The sequence below is a fragment of the Neobacillus rhizosphaerae genome, assembly GCF_050477885.1.
GTDB lineage: Bacteria > Bacillota > Bacilli > Bacillales > Cytobacillaceae > Neobacillus > Neobacillus rhizosphaerae_A.
The window spans coordinates 1-14576 of record NZ_JBCNAC010000152.1 but is presented as its reverse complement, the minus strand read 5'-3'; the positions used below and the strand labels follow the sequence as shown (position 1 = coordinate 14576).

The following is a 14576-nucleotide window of genomic DNA, read 5'->3' as shown; positions in this document are numbered from 1 at the left end:
TCAGGGGAGACCCCGCAGGCGCATGCGCCGAGGAGGCTCGCCGAAACACCCACGGAAAGCGAAGTGCCTGGAGCGGAAATCAACAGTCAAGTTTAACAGAGCCAATTAAAAAAAGAGGATGCCTTTTGATATCAAAGGCATCCTTTATTGTAATTATTTAATTTTTATATTATTCATTACGTGGTGAGTAATTCAGCATTCGCGAGTAGAATTTAAATTGTTCTAAAAATTTCTTTGTGTTTATTGAAAAATGATTATTGTCTGAGCGGACCCAGCCTAACCCTACATTTTCCTGTTCAAACTCTATTATTTCGAGAGGGACTATTTCACCGCTTAAAACATCTGGATCATTTTTAAAAGTGAAGTCAGGTGCTAAACTAATTCCTAAACCTTCAACAATCGCTTTTTTTATTACTGCTGAATTGTCCGTCGTAAATAACATATTCAATGGCCCAAATTGACTGATTAATTTATTTGTAAATTGTTTCACATAATCACCATTATATAAAATAACATTTTGAGTCATTAGTTGTTGAGGAGTTATCGTTTTAAGTAACGCTAATGGAGACGTTTTGCTGACGGCCACCATCATCTTTCCTTCAAGTATTACCTCAAATATTAGATCTTCTCCTTTTTTTAATATATCATCGTAAATCGTGATTAGGCCAATGTCAAGCTGATTATTTTGGACATGTTCAATAATATGCTGGGTAGTTTTTTCAGAGATTTCTATATTCACATTTGGATAGGCTTTTTTATAGGCGGATAAAGGTTCCAACAGAAACAGCATAAAGCCAGGGATGGATGATAATTTTAAATTTCCAGTATGGACAGTGTTATATGTTTGGGCTTCCTCTTTAAATTCGTGAAGCTTCATTAATACTTCATAAGCCTTTTTAATTAACGTTTTTCCTTCATTCGTTGGAACGGCACCAAGTCGTCTGTTGCGTTTAAAAATTTTAACCCCCAGCTCATCTTCTAATTTAGTAATAGATTGACTGATTCCGGATTGAGAAACATGGAGGTTATGTGCAGCTATAGATATAGAGCCTGTTTCTGCAACCTTTACAATGTACTCTAGTTGTTCGATATGCATAGGTTTCTCCTTTTAATATAGAAGTCTAGCTTATATATTCATCAGTAATGGTTGATTTATTTAAGTGTAAATTATATATATAATAAATTCAAGTAATTCTTAATTTTCTTAAACTTTAAAAGAGTGGGGGAGTAAGAAAAGAATGGTTTTGAATTTGAATGAGAATTTAAAGAACAGTGCAGAAAGATATCCAAGTAATATAGCCTATACGTTTTTGTACCAAAGTACAACGTATGCAGATCTTGATAATGAGGTAGATTGTGTTGCAGCGGGGTTATCTTCTATAGGAATCAGAAAAGGGGACAAAGTTGCTTTACTTCTTGGAAATTGCCCTGAGTTTGTAACTGCTTACTATGGGATTCTTCGTGCAGGTGCAGTAGTTGTTCCAATTAATCCAACCTACACTTCAGCAGAAATTTCTTATATTTTATCAAATAGCCATGCGAAAGCTGTGATTACTGATTCTCCTTTAGAGTCAACAATTTCTCCATTGAAAGAGCAATTAGAACATTTGAAGATGGTCATATATACAGAATCGATCAAGTCTGAATTGTCATGGGAGGTTCTCTTTCAAGAAACAAATGATATTTTTGTAGGCCCTTCCATCCATGAGGATGATCTGGCAGTCATTCTCTATACTTCCGGAACAACTGGAAAGCCGAAAGGCGCCATGCTATCCCATCGAAATATGGCATCTAATGTTGAATCATTATCTAAGCTTACAGAGTTCACAGAAGGAGACCGTATGATTACTGTTCTTCCAATGTTCCATGTGTTTTCTATGTCGGTTTGTATCAACTTGCCCATTGCCTGTGGGGCAACAATTGTCATTGTTCCGAAATTTAGTCCTGCTGAGGTAATAAAAACGATTAGAAGAGAGAAAGCGACCTTGTTTGCTGGGGTTCCAACCATGTTTAGCTTCATGCTTCAGTTGCCCGAGACAACAGCAGCAGATTTATCTTCTATTCGCGCTTGTTTTTCAGGTGGTGCTTCGATTCCGGTTGAACTGCTTCATCGATTTGAAGAAAAGTATAACGTTCAAATTATAGAAGGCTATGGGCTTTCTGAAACTGCCCCTGTTACAGCTTTCAACCCATTGCGGGGAACACGTAAACCTGGTTCTGTTGGTATAGATATACCAGATGTAAAGAACAAAGTGGTGGATCCGGATGGAATGGAAGTTCCAAGAGGAGAAGTCGGAGAATTGATTGTAAAAGGTCCGAATGTGATGATGGGGTATTTAGGAATGCCGGAAGCTACATTTTCAGCCTTGAAAGATGGATGGTTTTATACAGGTGATTTGGCCCGAATGGATGAAGAAGGATACATATATATCGTGGACCGTAAAAAAGATATGATCCTTGTTGGCGGGTACAACGTCTATCCGAGAGAAGTGGAAGAAGTATTATATCAACACCCGGCTATTGTGGAAGCAGCTGTAATAGGGATTACGGATACAGAATATGGAGAGAGTGTAAAGGCTTTCGTTGTATCTAACGATGAATGTTTAACGATAGATGACATCTTGCATTTTTGCCAGGACAAGCTTGCAAAGTACAAGCTTCCAAAGCTAGTGGAATTTATGAAGGAATTACCTAAGAACAGTACAGGTAAAATTTTGAGAAGAGCTTTGCGTGTTGAACCAGTGGAAGTTTAATAAGTTTGATAAAGAACTTGTCTAAAAAACAATTGGTGGATTTTTAATGAGTAAATAACAAGGAGGAATTTTTATGGTATCAACAGTGCAAACATCGGAATTTCCACTCTTTTTAAATGGAGAGTGGAAGCCAGCTCTAAGCGGAGAAACATTTAATGTAATAAACCCTGCAACTGGTGAAGTCGCGGCTAAGGTGGCGAAAGCTGGGAAAGAAGATGTAGAGGCAGCTGTTTCATCTGCCCGCCAGGCTTTTGATTCAGGAGTATGGTCTAAAAAATCTCCACAAGAACGTGCTCACGTACTTGTCCAATTTGGAAATATGATCATTGAACATGCTGAAGAATTGGGTTATTTAGAGTCTATTAGTTCGGGAGCTACCGTTCGACGGATTTCAAACTTAGACATCCTATCCATTGTGGATCTCTTACAGCAAACTGCAAAGTTTACTGTCGAGTATCCGTATGTTGAGTCTCTTTCTACTGTCCCATTTCCTGGACCAAGTAATAATCAAGTTTGGCGAGAGCCGCTTGGGGTGGTAGCAGCTATAACTGCTTGGAACTTTCCAATGATTTTAGCAATGTGGAAAATTGCTCCTGCGTTAGCTATGGGGAACTCGATCGTAGTTAAACCAGCATCCAATACTCCGTTATCTACCTTGAAATTAGCTGAATTGGCTGCTCAAGCTGGAATCCCGGCAGGTGTATTCAATGTTGTACCTGGCCCTGGTGCAAGCATTGGAGAAGCACTTGTCACGCATCCAAGTGTAGACAAAGTAGCATTTACCGGTTCTACAGAAGTAGGGAGCCGCATTATGGAGCAGGCATCTAAAACGGTGAAACGTGTCACGCTTGAGTTAGGCGGGAAATCACCGGCAATCGTATTGCCTGATGCTGACATGAGCATTACCATTCCTGGCATTTTATTCGGATTCTTGACACACTCTGGACAAGTTTGTGAATCCGGTACGCGTGTATTAGTACATGATTCCATTTATGAACAAGTAATTGAACAATTAGCTGAACTTGCCAGCACGATTAAAATTGGAAATCCATTAGATATCGCAACAGGAATGGGACCGATGGTATCTCAGCAACAATTGGATACCGTACTTTCTTATATTGAATCCGGAATTCAAGAAGGGGCACGATTGATTTGCGGAGGAAAGCGTGCAATTGTTGAAGGATTTGAAAATGGCTATTATATTGAGCCTACCATTTTTGCCGATGTTCATAATGACATGAAGATTGCTAGAGAAGAAATCTTCGGTCCTGTGCTCTCAGTCATCCGTTACTCCACAATTGAGGAAGCAATCGAAATCGCGAATGATACGATTTATGGATTAGCAGGTGGAGTTTGGACAAAAGATGTAAATAAAGGAATGAAAATAGCTCGTGAATTAAAGGCTGGAACGATCTGGATCAATGATTGGCATATGCTCCGCAGTGATGCTCCATTTGGGGGATACAAGCAAAGCGGTTTCGGGCGAGAGCTAGGCCGCCATGCACTGGACGAATATTCGCAGCTAAAGCATGTTCACTGTTCACTTGTACCTGAAGTAAGCCAAAAACATTGGTACCAAATATTATTGGGATAATACAGATTCATTTATTAATAAAAAAATAAAAAAGCAGGTGATTCTATGTCGACATCATTTTTTCAATTTTCTGTTCGAACGGTTGTAAATAGCGGGGCGGGATCAAGAACTTTGCTTCCTGAGATGATAAAAGGGCTTGGGGGTAAACGAGCAGTACTTTTCACGGATAAGGGTTTAACCCAGGCCGGAATTACAGCTCAAATTAAAGAATTATTTGAAATCATGCCGGGTACACCTGAGCTGGTTGGGGTGTTTGAAGATATCGAACAGGATGCAAAAGGTGAAATTATTAATCGAGGAGCTCGTTTCTTTAAAGAATGCAACGGTGATTCCTTAATTGCTCTTGGTGGCGGCAGCGTTTTGGATACGGTAAAAGGGATCAAGTGGATGCTCCATAAAGGTTTGAATGATATACGTGATTCCCTTCTTACCGGAAATGTGATGGAGTGGTGGCCAGAAGCCCAATATATTTTTATTCCGCATGTAGCTATTGCGACAACGGCGGGTACGGGTGCTGAAGTATCACCAGTAGCCGTTATCCTTAATGAAAAGATTGGAATAAAAACAAATCTTCTTCATCCATTTATCAATGCAGATATGGCGATTCTGGATCCGGATTTAACTGTAGGGCTTCCTCCTAAAATCACTGCCTTTACAGGATTTGACGCATTAACTCATGCAGTGGAGGCTTATTTTTCACAAAAGGCCAATCCGATGACAGACGCCTATGCAATTCAATCGATTCGAATGATTGTAGACAATTTAGAAACTGCTGTTCGAAAAGGGGACGATCTTTCAGCAAGAGCGAATATGCTAATGGCAAGTTCAATGGCTATCTCTGCTTTTTGCCTTGCGATGAATGCGGTTCCAGTCCATAACATGGCACATGCGTTAGGGGCAAAATTTCATATCCCGCACGGGCTTGCAAACGCTGTATTGTTGCCAAATGTAATGGAGTCCCTGCCGACGTACTATTTGCCAAGAATTTCGGGGTTTGCCCAAGCGTTGGGAATCGCAAATCCATCAGAGCAACCAGAGAAATGTTTAGCGGAAGTTGTCCAATATATAAGAGATCTCCGCAAAGCAGTGAATTTGCCAGACACTTTTGGTGAATTTGAATGTAACGAAGAGACGCTTCAACATTTGGTACCAGCTGTTCATAATGACCCTGCCGGAGTTTTCTATAAGATACCAGCCACGATAATCACCAAAGTGATAAATGAAGTTTTCGAGGTACCTGCGATAAAGGCTTAATCTCGTTTACAAGATGTAAAGCGCTAATTTTACATTTCATAGTCTGGCAATCTAGTTATATGGAAAACACTTGAAAACTCCTCTTAATGTTTGGTTGGTGAACTGACATTATAGCCAGGTAGTCAAAAGTGTTTTCCTTTTTTTAAAATTTAAAATAATAATCCTTGGAGGTTTGTATGAAAAGTAAAGTTTCAACTCAACCTATGTCCGCAACTTCTTTTACAAAAAAGGCAAATTTAGCAGTGTACGAATCTCTAAATTTTGATGATTTACAGGATTTTGTAGATGCAAACCGAGGCTTTATTGCACCTTTAGAATCCAACATGATTAAGGATGATTCTGGGGAAATCATTTGGGACATAGAATCGTTAGAATATCTAAACGACACGGCTCCGGACACAGTGAATCCAAGTTTATGGAGAAATGCCCAATTACAGGCTATCTCGGGTTTGTTTGAAGTAGTAGAAGGGGTTTATCAAATTCGTGGACAATCAATCGCCACCACTTTCTTTTTTGAAGGTAAACAAGGAGTCATTGTCTGTGATGCATTAGGAAGTACTGAAACTGCTGCAGCTGCAATGGAATTATATTATAAACATCGTCCAAGAAAGCCAGTTTCAGCCATCATTATTAGTCAAAGTCATGCTGACCATTTTGGCGGTATTCAAGCAGTTCTAAAATATGCGGAGAATCCAGATATTCCAGTTATAGTTCCCCAATATTTTACAGAAGAAGCGTTAAGTGAAAATGTGCTTTTAGGGACAATCATGGCGCGTCGAGCAGAGTATCAGTTTGGGAAAAATTTACTTGACGGCACAAAGGGCTCCGTATCTATAGGTATAGGTAATACGATGAGTTCAGGGAAGATGAGTTTTGAGAAACCTACTGTTGAGATTGTAAACGAAATCGAAACGATGGAAATCGATGGGGTAACCTTTCAATTTCTATTAACTCCAAACACAGAAGCACCAGCTGAAATGCATTTTTATATCCAAGAGTACAAAGCATTATTCGTATCAGAGAACGCCAATAAATTGATGCATCAAATTTATACGGTAAGAGGGGCAAAAACCCGGGATGCCCTTCATTGGGCTAATTCACTCGATAAAACAATCGATTTATTTGAAAATAAAGAGATTGATGCCTTGCTCATGATCCATGCATGGCCTGTTTGGGGTAAGAATCAGGCATTAAACCATTTGAAATTGCAACGTGATTTATATAAATATATGCACGATCAGACTGTTCGTTTAGCCAATCACGGATATACGATGGATGAAATAGCTGAAACAATCAAACTTCCAAAAGCATTGGATACTTATTGGGGGAATCGTGGATATTACGGTACTTTAAAGCATAATTCAAAAGGGATTTACAATTTTTACTTAGGTTATTATAGTGCTCATCCTTCAGATTTAGACCCATTGCCACAAGTGGAAGCTGGACTTAAATATGTAGAATACATGGGTGGAGCGGCTAACATTTTGAAACAGGCAAAAGCTGACTTTGGAAATGGTGAGTATCGCTGGGTAGCTCAAGTATTAAAAAATGTCGTCATGGCCGACCCGGAAAATTCGGAGGCAAAAAATTTATTAGCGGATGCATTCGAACAATTAGGATACCAAGCTGAATCTGCCAATTGGCGTAATATTTATCTTGTCGGTTCATCGGAACTAAGAAATGGAATTAATAAAGATAATTCCCCATTAGATGTTTCCGGAATCATAAAAAATATGCCAGTAGATGAATTCTTAAAGCTGATTGCTGTTAAACTAAACGGTCCAAAAGCAGAGGGTAAAAAAATAACGCTGAATGTAACGTTATCAAATTCCAATCAAAAATATGCGATTTATTTAGAAAATTCCGTTTTAATTTATAGAGCTGGTAAGTTTGATGCTGATTCAGATGTTTCCTTAACTCTTGATCAATTTACATTCTATGGAATTGGACTTGGTATGCTTTCTCCAGAACAAGCCGTAGCAGCAGGTAAAGTAATCATTTCTGGTGACCAAACAAAATTGAATGAATTTTTATCCCTTTTAGATAAGTTCGACGCTCTTCCAAATATCGTAACTCCTTAATTAACTGAGAAAAATCATTTATGATTCAATTTTTTTCACAATAAGCACCTGTTTAATCTTGCTCGCTATTAAGGCGGGCAAAGCAGGTGTTTTACTCCTTAGGTATGATTGCTAATTTTTATCGAAAAAAATGAATATATTTGGTGAGAGGCAGGAGTTTGAATGAAAAGTTGGCCGAAATGGATTATTTTATTTGCACTTTTTATTATGTCTATTATTAATTTTGCTGACAAATCCATTACAGGTTTAGCCGGAATTCATATTATGGAGGATTTGAATCTAACCTCCATTCAGTTTGGCATTGTTGGCAGCAGTTTTTTTTGGTTGTTTTCAATAGTTGGAATAATAGGGGCTTCTTTATCTGATCGTTTTGGAACTGGGAAATTACTGGCTATTATGGCGATTATTTGGACAATTACGCAATCTATGATGTTGTTTGTATCAAGTCTACCAATGCTTATATTTAGTAGAGTATTACTAGGTGCAGGAGAAGGTGCTTTTTCTGCAACCGCAATCAGTCATCTTTGTAAATGGTTTAAACCGGAATCACGTGGACTTGCCATCTCGATTATAAATTTTGGCAATGTTGTGGGGATCGCTGTTACAGCCCCAATTGTGGTTTTTCTAATCTCAAATTATGGTTGGAAGCAGGCGTTTTTTGTTTCTGGTATTTGTAGTTTTATCTGGTTAATTTGTTGGATTTGGCTGGGACGGCTGAAAACACCTGTATCTTTTGAAGAAGAAGTAAGTAAACAGGAAAACAAACAAAATATTAATGGGAAAGATATCTGGAAGGCTTTAAGATCTCCCGTTTTTATTTTTACAACTTTTACTTCATTTATTGCCTATTCTTTAATTGTCTTTGGACTCACCTTTAATCCTTCATACCTAATGAAAGTAAAGGGATTGTCTGAACAACAGTCTGCAATGGTTATTGCCATTTCCGGATTAATAGGAGCGATTCTTGGAATGGTACTAGCCATCATTTCAGATCGTTTATACAAAAAAACTCAAAGTTTGTGGAAGTCGCGAACTCTATTTACTGCCATTTGTGCTATTCTAGCAGGGATTTTGTACTCAATGTATCCCCTTTTAAATGGTTCGGGTTCAATAATCATCCTTCTTTCTTTAGTAAATACATTAGTAGTCACAATAAACACACTTAATCCTACAGCAGTAACTAGTTTACTCCCACAGCGGAGAGGTGTTATGACTGGTACTTATTATGGAGTAATGACTTCATCAGGTATTGTTGCTCCAATTATTTTTGGAAAACTCATTCAAGATTCTGGTTCAAATCTAGCAGGTGGTTTTAGCACATCCATTTATGGGATGGCAATTGCTATGGTGATTGCAGCTATACTCATATACCTTTTCGGAAAACCAAAACACCGAGTCTCAACTGAGAATGATAAAAGAATAGTGAACCTCTAATAGCAACTTTGATTTAAAAAAATTTTAAAAGGATGTGCGAAATATGGCTGCAAAAAAAGATAATCTAAAAGAATCATTGAAAGAAACAATAACTCGAAAGAAAAAACAAGAAGTTGACGAAACGGTTGAAACTGTAAATGAACCATTAAAAGAGGAAAAAGAGGACGAAGAAATCACTGTCGATGGCGAAAATGAAGCATCGGTTTCTAGCCTAGACCTGCTCTGGAGATTTGCATATCAGGAATTTGATGAATGGGTAAAGTGTGCTGAACATCGCGACGAAGTCTTTTTAGAAAAGGTGAGACGATTCTCTGAAAGTGTACAACGGAATCAGGGAAATAAAATAGCAATAGCAGAGCAATTTACAAAGGAATTTACTGAATGGGAGAAGACTGTTCGAGATGAATTTTTAATATCAACCACCATCTTGCAGCATTTCTTTCCGGTTCAGTCTTATGAGGAAATGAATGCGCAAATGAATCAAATTCAAAAGACAGTATTGTCACTCTTAAGTACACCGTGCCGAACTATTGCAAACTACCAATCAATTGAGAAATATGTAGAAATGATGGAGCATTATATTGAGCTTAGGAAAAAAGGAAGAATGCAATATATTAATACTGTTAAACAAACTGGAAATCCCCTATATGAATTTCAAAAAGGATTTGTCAATCTGTTTACAACAAAATTCAAAGAACTTATCTTACCGCTAAATAAATATATGGAAAAAACGGAAGAACCTTCAAAATCATAATTTAAGGAGAGAAACAATATGTCAAATGAAAAATTCTTTGATCCATTTGTTGGATTCAACCAATTGAGTGAAATGTGGGACAAACAAGTAACGGGCCTATTATATAACCTAACAGACAACAAAGAATTTGTTCGCACAGCAAGTTCAGGCCTAAACACCTATTCATTTTATCTAGAGCGACTTAGAAAGCACCAAGAGCAAATTGCGGCACTAATGAATATCCCGACAAAGAAAGATGTCGCTAATGCCGCAAAGCTGTCTATTCAGACAGAAGAAAAAATTGATATTTTAGAAGAACAAATTTGGAAATTACAAGATAGTGTAAGCTCCATTACTAAAGAAAATTCAGGAATGTTCGAAGAAGTAGTCAATATTGTCATGCAAATGAAGAATGAATTCCAAAAGATGGCTCAAGAGCTGGCGGAAACGCAAAAAATGAATGCTGACCTTCAGGAATTGCGCAAAGAAATAGAGAGAGGTCTCATCGAAATAGAGCAGGAAAAGCAGAAAAAAGAACCGAAAAAAAAGCAGGATAAAGATCTAGTGCTCACTGGTATTAACACAATAAAATAACAACAATGAAGGGAGCATTAAAAATAATGAAAGCATTAGGAACAAACCTTTTTCCAAACTTAGACTTAGAAAAAGAAACGAAACGGTGGAACCAGCTTTATAAAATTATGACTGAGCCAAAGCCAGAGATTGTACCTACACCAAGGCAGACTGTCTGGAAGAAAAATAAAGCAACCTTATGGTATCATCCTGCAAAGGAAAAAAGACATGCCATCCCAGTATTTCTAGTCTACTCCTTGTTAAATAAGGCGTACATTCTTGATATCGGTGAAGGAAGCAGCGTTATCGGCGGACTTACCGAACGCGGCTATGATGTCTACCTATTGGATTGGGGGCCCCCTGGACTTGAAGATTCTGATATCACCCTTGATAATTATATCATTGATTATTTGGAGAACGCCCTTAAGCGAGCTTTAAGACATTCAGGTGCAAAGGATATATCCCTTGCCGGTTATTGCCTGGGTGGAACCATTGCAGCCATCTTGGCTTCCATAACGGAACTGCCAATTAAGAATTTATCCCTTGCAGCCGTTCCAATCGATTTTAGTATCGGTATCTTTCCTGATAAATTGCTGGAAGCACTACAAAAAGGGGAGCTAAGTCTTGACCGTTTTGCCGATGCACATGGGACCATTCCAACAGAAATTATGTATTTGATATTTAGGATGGTATCACCGGGTTTTGCAAGTTCTACTATCAATCTGGTCACCCGTGCACATGATGAGAAATATGTAGAAAAGTGGCGCCGAATGGATAAGTGGACGAATGACTCTGCTTCGTTTGCAGGTGCTGCATTAAAACAGTTGTTCAACGATCTCTATAAAGAGAACAAACTCTTAAAGGGAGAATTGTTGATTGGCGGCAGGAAGGTAGATTTAAAGAATATAAACTGCCCGCTTTTAGTCTTCTCTTGCTCACGTGACACAATTATATTAGAGAAGCAAAGTCTTCCGGTGATGGACCTTGTTTCAAGTAAGGATAAAACTTATGAGGTTTATGAAGGTGGACATGTTTCACTTGCCTTGACCGGGGTATTTGCTGAAGTTTGGGATAAGTGGCTTTCGGATCGATCAGAGGAAACGAAGGGGATTTAATCATTAATGAAAGCTTTTTATAGAATAGAAGAGTCATCAGGAGATAGTGTAAAATATGCACAGCAACATTTAGCAAATGAAAGAACGTATCTTGCATGGATACGTACGGCTATATCGATAACAGGAGTAGGTTTCTTAACAACTTCATTACATTTTACAATTAAAATCAGTTCCAATCACTACATTAATACCTTAGTCATCATTCTTGGAATATTTGCGTGTACTATCGGTTTTATAACTTGTGTATTGTCGACAATACATTACAATCGGAAAAGATTGGAAATTACAGGTGGCATCTACACACCTTCTAACCATTCCATAATCTTTGTTTCTAGTTTATTTTCTCTATTAATGTTCATGATTTTTATGTATCTTTCTTTTTTATTATTAGTGAAGTCCTAAGTAATGCTTTAAAGAAGGTCATTGAGATACATAAACTCAATGACCTTTCTGATTTTGTACCTTATTACGAGCTAACCTCAACAACCTCTTGATCGGATAAATACACGCGATGGGCTTCGAAAAACTTAGTTAAATCGTGTTTACTTGTTTCTTGTATAATTCGAATAAAATCAGCCGTAGTAGAAACGCCAAACTTCATTGCTTTGAAATAGGCTTGCATGGACGTATAGAATTGGTCGTCACCTAGCTCCTTTCGAAGGTCATCCACCGTTTGGGCTCCGTACGCATATATCGTGTAATAGTAGTTTCTTTTACTCTCTGTTCCATTTTCAAAAAAATTATCAATGGAATGAGTGAGGTGACCGTCTGCTAATCTAGTTTCATCCACAGGTGGATTAGTATCTAAGGTTTTGTCGAATAATGCAGCAGCATAACTTGCAAAGGATTCATCTAACCATGGTTCATCAAATTCATTATTCCCGATAATTCCATAAAACCATTGATGACCAATCTCATGTGCCGTAGTAGAATCAATTCTTGCTGCTTTCCCATCGGATGGTATGGATATCATGACAAGTTGTGGATACTCCATCCCACCAAACCAGCCTTCCATTGCACAAATATCCAGTTCCGGCCATGGATAGGCTCCAAACTTTTCACTGAATAATTGAAGACTCTTACTACCGTATTCCATTAAATCTACATATTCCGCATGTTCATCTTTATAATAAACATTCACATTTACATTTCCGACCTTCGTTTGTTTTATCTTATAGGTAGGATCCATTTCCATCGCAAAATCCCGGACATTTTCAGCCTTATATTGATGAGTAGCTAATGCCCCGTTAATCTTAGGAACTCCAACCTCGGTTCCTGTAGTAGCAATGATTTGCTCTTTTTCAGTAGTCAAGGTTACATCAAATTTTCCTGTTAACGAATAAAAAGATTCTCCGCCGTTGAAATATGGGTCTGCGTTCCACCCCTCGTCATCATAAACGGCAAGAATAGGAAACCAGTTTCCTAATGAGGTGGTCGTTTTATTCCAGCCAAAGCGATCCAGTGCTTCTGGCACTGTCACTGAAAAATTCATTTCTACCTTGCCTTTTTCTTTCCTTTTAATACTCACCTCGGGTATATGTAGAGCGGTTCCGTCAAGGGAATAGGTTGCAGGCTGCCCATTTACCTTTATTTGATCAAATGTCACATTAGCATCTTTTTTAGTCTTTAATAAATATGTGTTAGCATTTGCCCATACGTTGAAATACAAGCTTGTCAAATCTACATCTAAGTTATTAAGAAAATCGACACTCATGCTGCCTTTTATTACGTGATTACTAGAATCATATGTGACATCCATTAAATAGTGTGGATTAGCAGGGCCTCTTAATTTACTTCCTGGCCCATGATCAATGGCAACTCGCTTATCAACAGGTTCTTCTTTGGGCTGTTCCTCTGTAGGCTTTTGTTCATTTGCTTTGTTTTGTTCTTCAGCTTTGGGCTTTTCTTCAGACGTAGGTTGGGCCACTGTCTTTACCACTTTTGGTGATTTTACTTCTTTAGTTGAGTTAGTTTGATAAGAGAAAAGTGCCCCAAAGGTTAAGAGAAGAAAGACACCAGTACCAATCATTTGAACTTTGGTTTTACCCGTTTTTCTCTTAAAGGCAAAAATGGTCCAGCCAAGAAAAATAAGAAAACCCAAAACCGATAAAATAACTAACATCAATTTCATTAAAATCCCCCTTATTCTACTTTTGTTAAAGTTTATTCTGAAAATTCTAACATCCATATGGTTAGACGTGACTTTTACAGGAAAGTTACCTATAAGGGATTGAAATAAATTTTTCATTATACTAGTTTATAAGTAAATATAATTGTGATTTTAATTACTAAAGGAGATGTGAATGATGGCAGATGTAGGTATACGAGTAGCTGAAGAGTTGGATCTTCCGTCCATACAATCTATTTACAATCAAGGTATTGAAGATAGAATTGCCACGCTTGAAACGGAAACAAAAGATGTCTCCTATATGAAGGAGTGGTTTGAGAGTCATCAGGTGCGATATAAGGTGATTGTAGCAGAATATGAAGATCAAATTGTTGGCTGGGCTTCTTTGAATCAATACAATAACCGATGCGCTTATAATGGTGTTGCCGATCTTTCTGTTTATATTTCAAGAGAATATAGAGGAAAGGGAATTGGCAAAAAGCTTTTAGCTGAACTTGAATCCCTTGCTAAAGATAATGGCTTTCATAAAATAGTTTTGTTTACATTTCCATTTAATCAATTAGGACAGGGATTATATACTAAGATGGGTTTTAGGGAAGTAGGGGTATTTAAAAATCAAGGAATCCTAGATGGTAAATTTGTTGATGTCATGGCGATGGAGAAAATATTGTAGGCTTTATAAAAAAGATTGGTAGTAGTGGTATATAAGTGTTATTTAATTTGGCTTTTTTCGTAAACTTTGGCTCTCTGTACTTTTTTGTTTATGATCCAAAAGCACCTTCGCACTGATTGAGTGAATTAAAATTCAACCCGTCTGAATCTGAGGCACCTTCGGACAGAGTTGGAGGAAAAAGTAAAACCCTGTCAAAAGGAATGGTAACTTCTGACAGGGTAAGAGGAAAAAACAGAAA

At 37.8% G+C, this 14576-nt stretch carries 12 protein-coding genes; 10 read left to right on the top strand and 2 right to left on the bottom strand.

Annotated elements, in window-relative coordinates; translation table 11 throughout:
• Positions 1-169: 169 nt before the first annotated feature.
• The gene (locus tag ABES03_RS20960) at positions 170-1096 is read right to left on the bottom strand and encodes a LysR family transcriptional regulator (RefSeq protein WP_430120327.1); all 927 of its coding nucleotides are present in this window, start codon (positions 1094-1096) and stop codon (positions 170-172) included.
• Between the two features lie 142 nt (positions 1097-1238).
• Here ABES03_RS20960 and ABES03_RS20955 point away from each other — a divergent pair, with 142 nt between their 5' ends.
• From ABES03_RS20955 to ABES03_RS20915, 9 genes are all read left to right on the top strand, one after another.
• Positions 1239-2753, top strand: a complete 1515-nt coding sequence (locus ABES03_RS20955; protein ID WP_430120325.1) for a long-chain-fatty-acid--CoA ligase — start codon at positions 1239-1241, stop codon at positions 2751-2753.
• Positions 2754-2826: 73 nt separating this feature from the next.
• Entirely contained in the window at positions 2827-4347 is a 1521-nt protein-coding gene (locus ABES03_RS20950; RefSeq protein ID WP_430120323.1) for an aldehyde dehydrogenase family protein, read from the top strand.
• Between the two features lie 45 nt (positions 4348-4392).
• Positions 4393-5601, top strand: a complete 1209-nt coding sequence (locus ABES03_RS20945) for an iron-containing alcohol dehydrogenase (protein ID WP_430120321.1) — start codon at positions 4393-4395, stop codon at positions 5599-5601.
• Positions 5602-5777: 176 nt separating this feature from the next.
• Complete coding sequence (locus tag ABES03_RS20940; protein WP_430120319.1) at positions 5778-7682, top strand: alkyl/aryl-sulfatase; 1905 nt, start codon at positions 5778-5780, stop codon at positions 7680-7682.
• A gap of 162 nt (positions 7683-7844) precedes the next feature.
• Positions 7845-9116: an MFS transporter gene (locus tag ABES03_RS20935; protein ID WP_430120317.1), complete on the top strand. Its 1272-nt coding sequence runs from the start codon at positions 7845-7847 to the stop codon at positions 9114-9116.
• 43 nt (positions 9117-9159) lie between these two features.
• On the top strand, positions 9160-9870 hold the full coding sequence (locus ABES03_RS20930; RefSeq protein WP_430120315.1) for a hypothetical protein: 711 nt from the start codon (positions 9160-9162) through the stop codon (positions 9868-9870).
• A gap of 18 nt (positions 9871-9888) precedes the next feature.
• Positions 9889-10443 carry a polyhydroxyalkanoate biosynthesis repressor PhaR gene (locus ABES03_RS20925; RefSeq protein WP_430120313.1) on the top strand — a complete coding sequence of 185 codons (555 nt, stop codon included), beginning with the start codon at positions 9889-9891 and terminating at the stop codon, positions 10441-10443.
• A gap of 26 nt (positions 10444-10469) precedes the next feature.
• Positions 10470-11537 (top strand): alpha/beta fold hydrolase, encoded by a 1068-nt coding sequence (locus ABES03_RS20920; protein WP_430120311.1) that lies wholly within the window; start codon positions 10470-10472, stop codon positions 11535-11537.
• Positions 11538-11543: 6 nt separating this feature from the next.
• Entirely contained in the window at positions 11544-11939 is a 396-nt protein-coding gene (locus ABES03_RS20915) for a YidH family protein (RefSeq protein ID WP_430120309.1), read from the top strand.
• Between the two features lie 64 nt (positions 11940-12003).
• On the opposite strand, the gene ABES03_RS20910 is transcribed toward ABES03_RS20915, so the two are convergent.
• Positions 12004-13668, bottom strand: a complete 1665-nt coding sequence (locus ABES03_RS20910; RefSeq protein WP_430120307.1) for a M1 family metallopeptidase — start codon at positions 13666-13668, stop codon at positions 12004-12006.
• A gap of 175 nt (positions 13669-13843) precedes the next feature.
• Between ABES03_RS20910 and ABES03_RS20905 the strand changes: the two genes are divergently transcribed.
• Positions 13844-14338, top strand: a complete 495-nt coding sequence (locus ABES03_RS20905) for an arsinothricin resistance N-acetyltransferase ArsN1 family A (RefSeq protein WP_430120329.1) — start codon at positions 13844-13846, stop codon at positions 14336-14338.
• Positions 14339-14576 lie beyond the last annotated feature (238 nt).

What these genes read in the sequence shown, in the direction of transcription:
- ABES03_RS20960 (WP_430120327.1), bottom strand. Translation starts at nt 1,096, where the DNA reads ATGCATATCGAACAACTAGAGTACATTGTAAAGGTTGCAGAAACAGGC.
- ABES03_RS20955 (WP_430120325.1), top strand. Translation starts at nt 1,239, where the DNA reads ATGGTTTTGAATTTGAATGAGAATTTAAAGAACAGTGCAGAAAGATAT.
- ABES03_RS20950 (WP_430120323.1), top strand. Translation starts at nt 2,827, where the DNA reads ATGGTATCAACAGTGCAAACATCGGAATTTCCACTCTTTTTAAATGGA.
- ABES03_RS20945 (WP_430120321.1), top strand. Translation starts at nt 4,393, where the DNA reads ATGTCGACATCATTTTTTCAATTTTCTGTTCGAACGGTTGTAAATAGC.
- ABES03_RS20940 (WP_430120319.1), top strand. Translation starts at nt 5,778, where the DNA reads ATGAAAAGTAAAGTTTCAACTCAACCTATGTCCGCAACTTCTTTTACA.
- ABES03_RS20935 (WP_430120317.1), top strand. Translation starts at nt 7,845, where the DNA reads ATGAAAAGTTGGCCGAAATGGATTATTTTATTTGCACTTTTTATTATG.
- ABES03_RS20930 (WP_430120315.1), top strand. Translation starts at nt 9,160, where the DNA reads ATGGCTGCAAAAAAAGATAATCTAAAAGAATCATTGAAAGAAACAATA.
- ABES03_RS20925 (WP_430120313.1), top strand. Translation starts at nt 9,889, where the DNA reads ATGTCAAATGAAAAATTCTTTGATCCATTTGTTGGATTCAACCAATTG.
- ABES03_RS20920 (WP_430120311.1), top strand. Translation starts at nt 10,470, where the DNA reads ATGAAAGCATTAGGAACAAACCTTTTTCCAAACTTAGACTTAGAAAAA.
- ABES03_RS20915 (WP_430120309.1), top strand. Translation starts at nt 11,544, where the DNA reads ATGAAAGCTTTTTATAGAATAGAAGAGTCATCAGGAGATAGTGTAAAA.
- ABES03_RS20910 (WP_430120307.1), bottom strand. Translation starts at nt 13,668, where the DNA reads ATGAAATTGATGTTAGTTATTTTATCGGTTTTGGGTTTTCTTATTTTT.
- ABES03_RS20905 (WP_430120329.1), top strand. Translation starts at nt 13,844, where the DNA reads ATGGCAGATGTAGGTATACGAGTAGCTGAAGAGTTGGATCTTCCGTCC.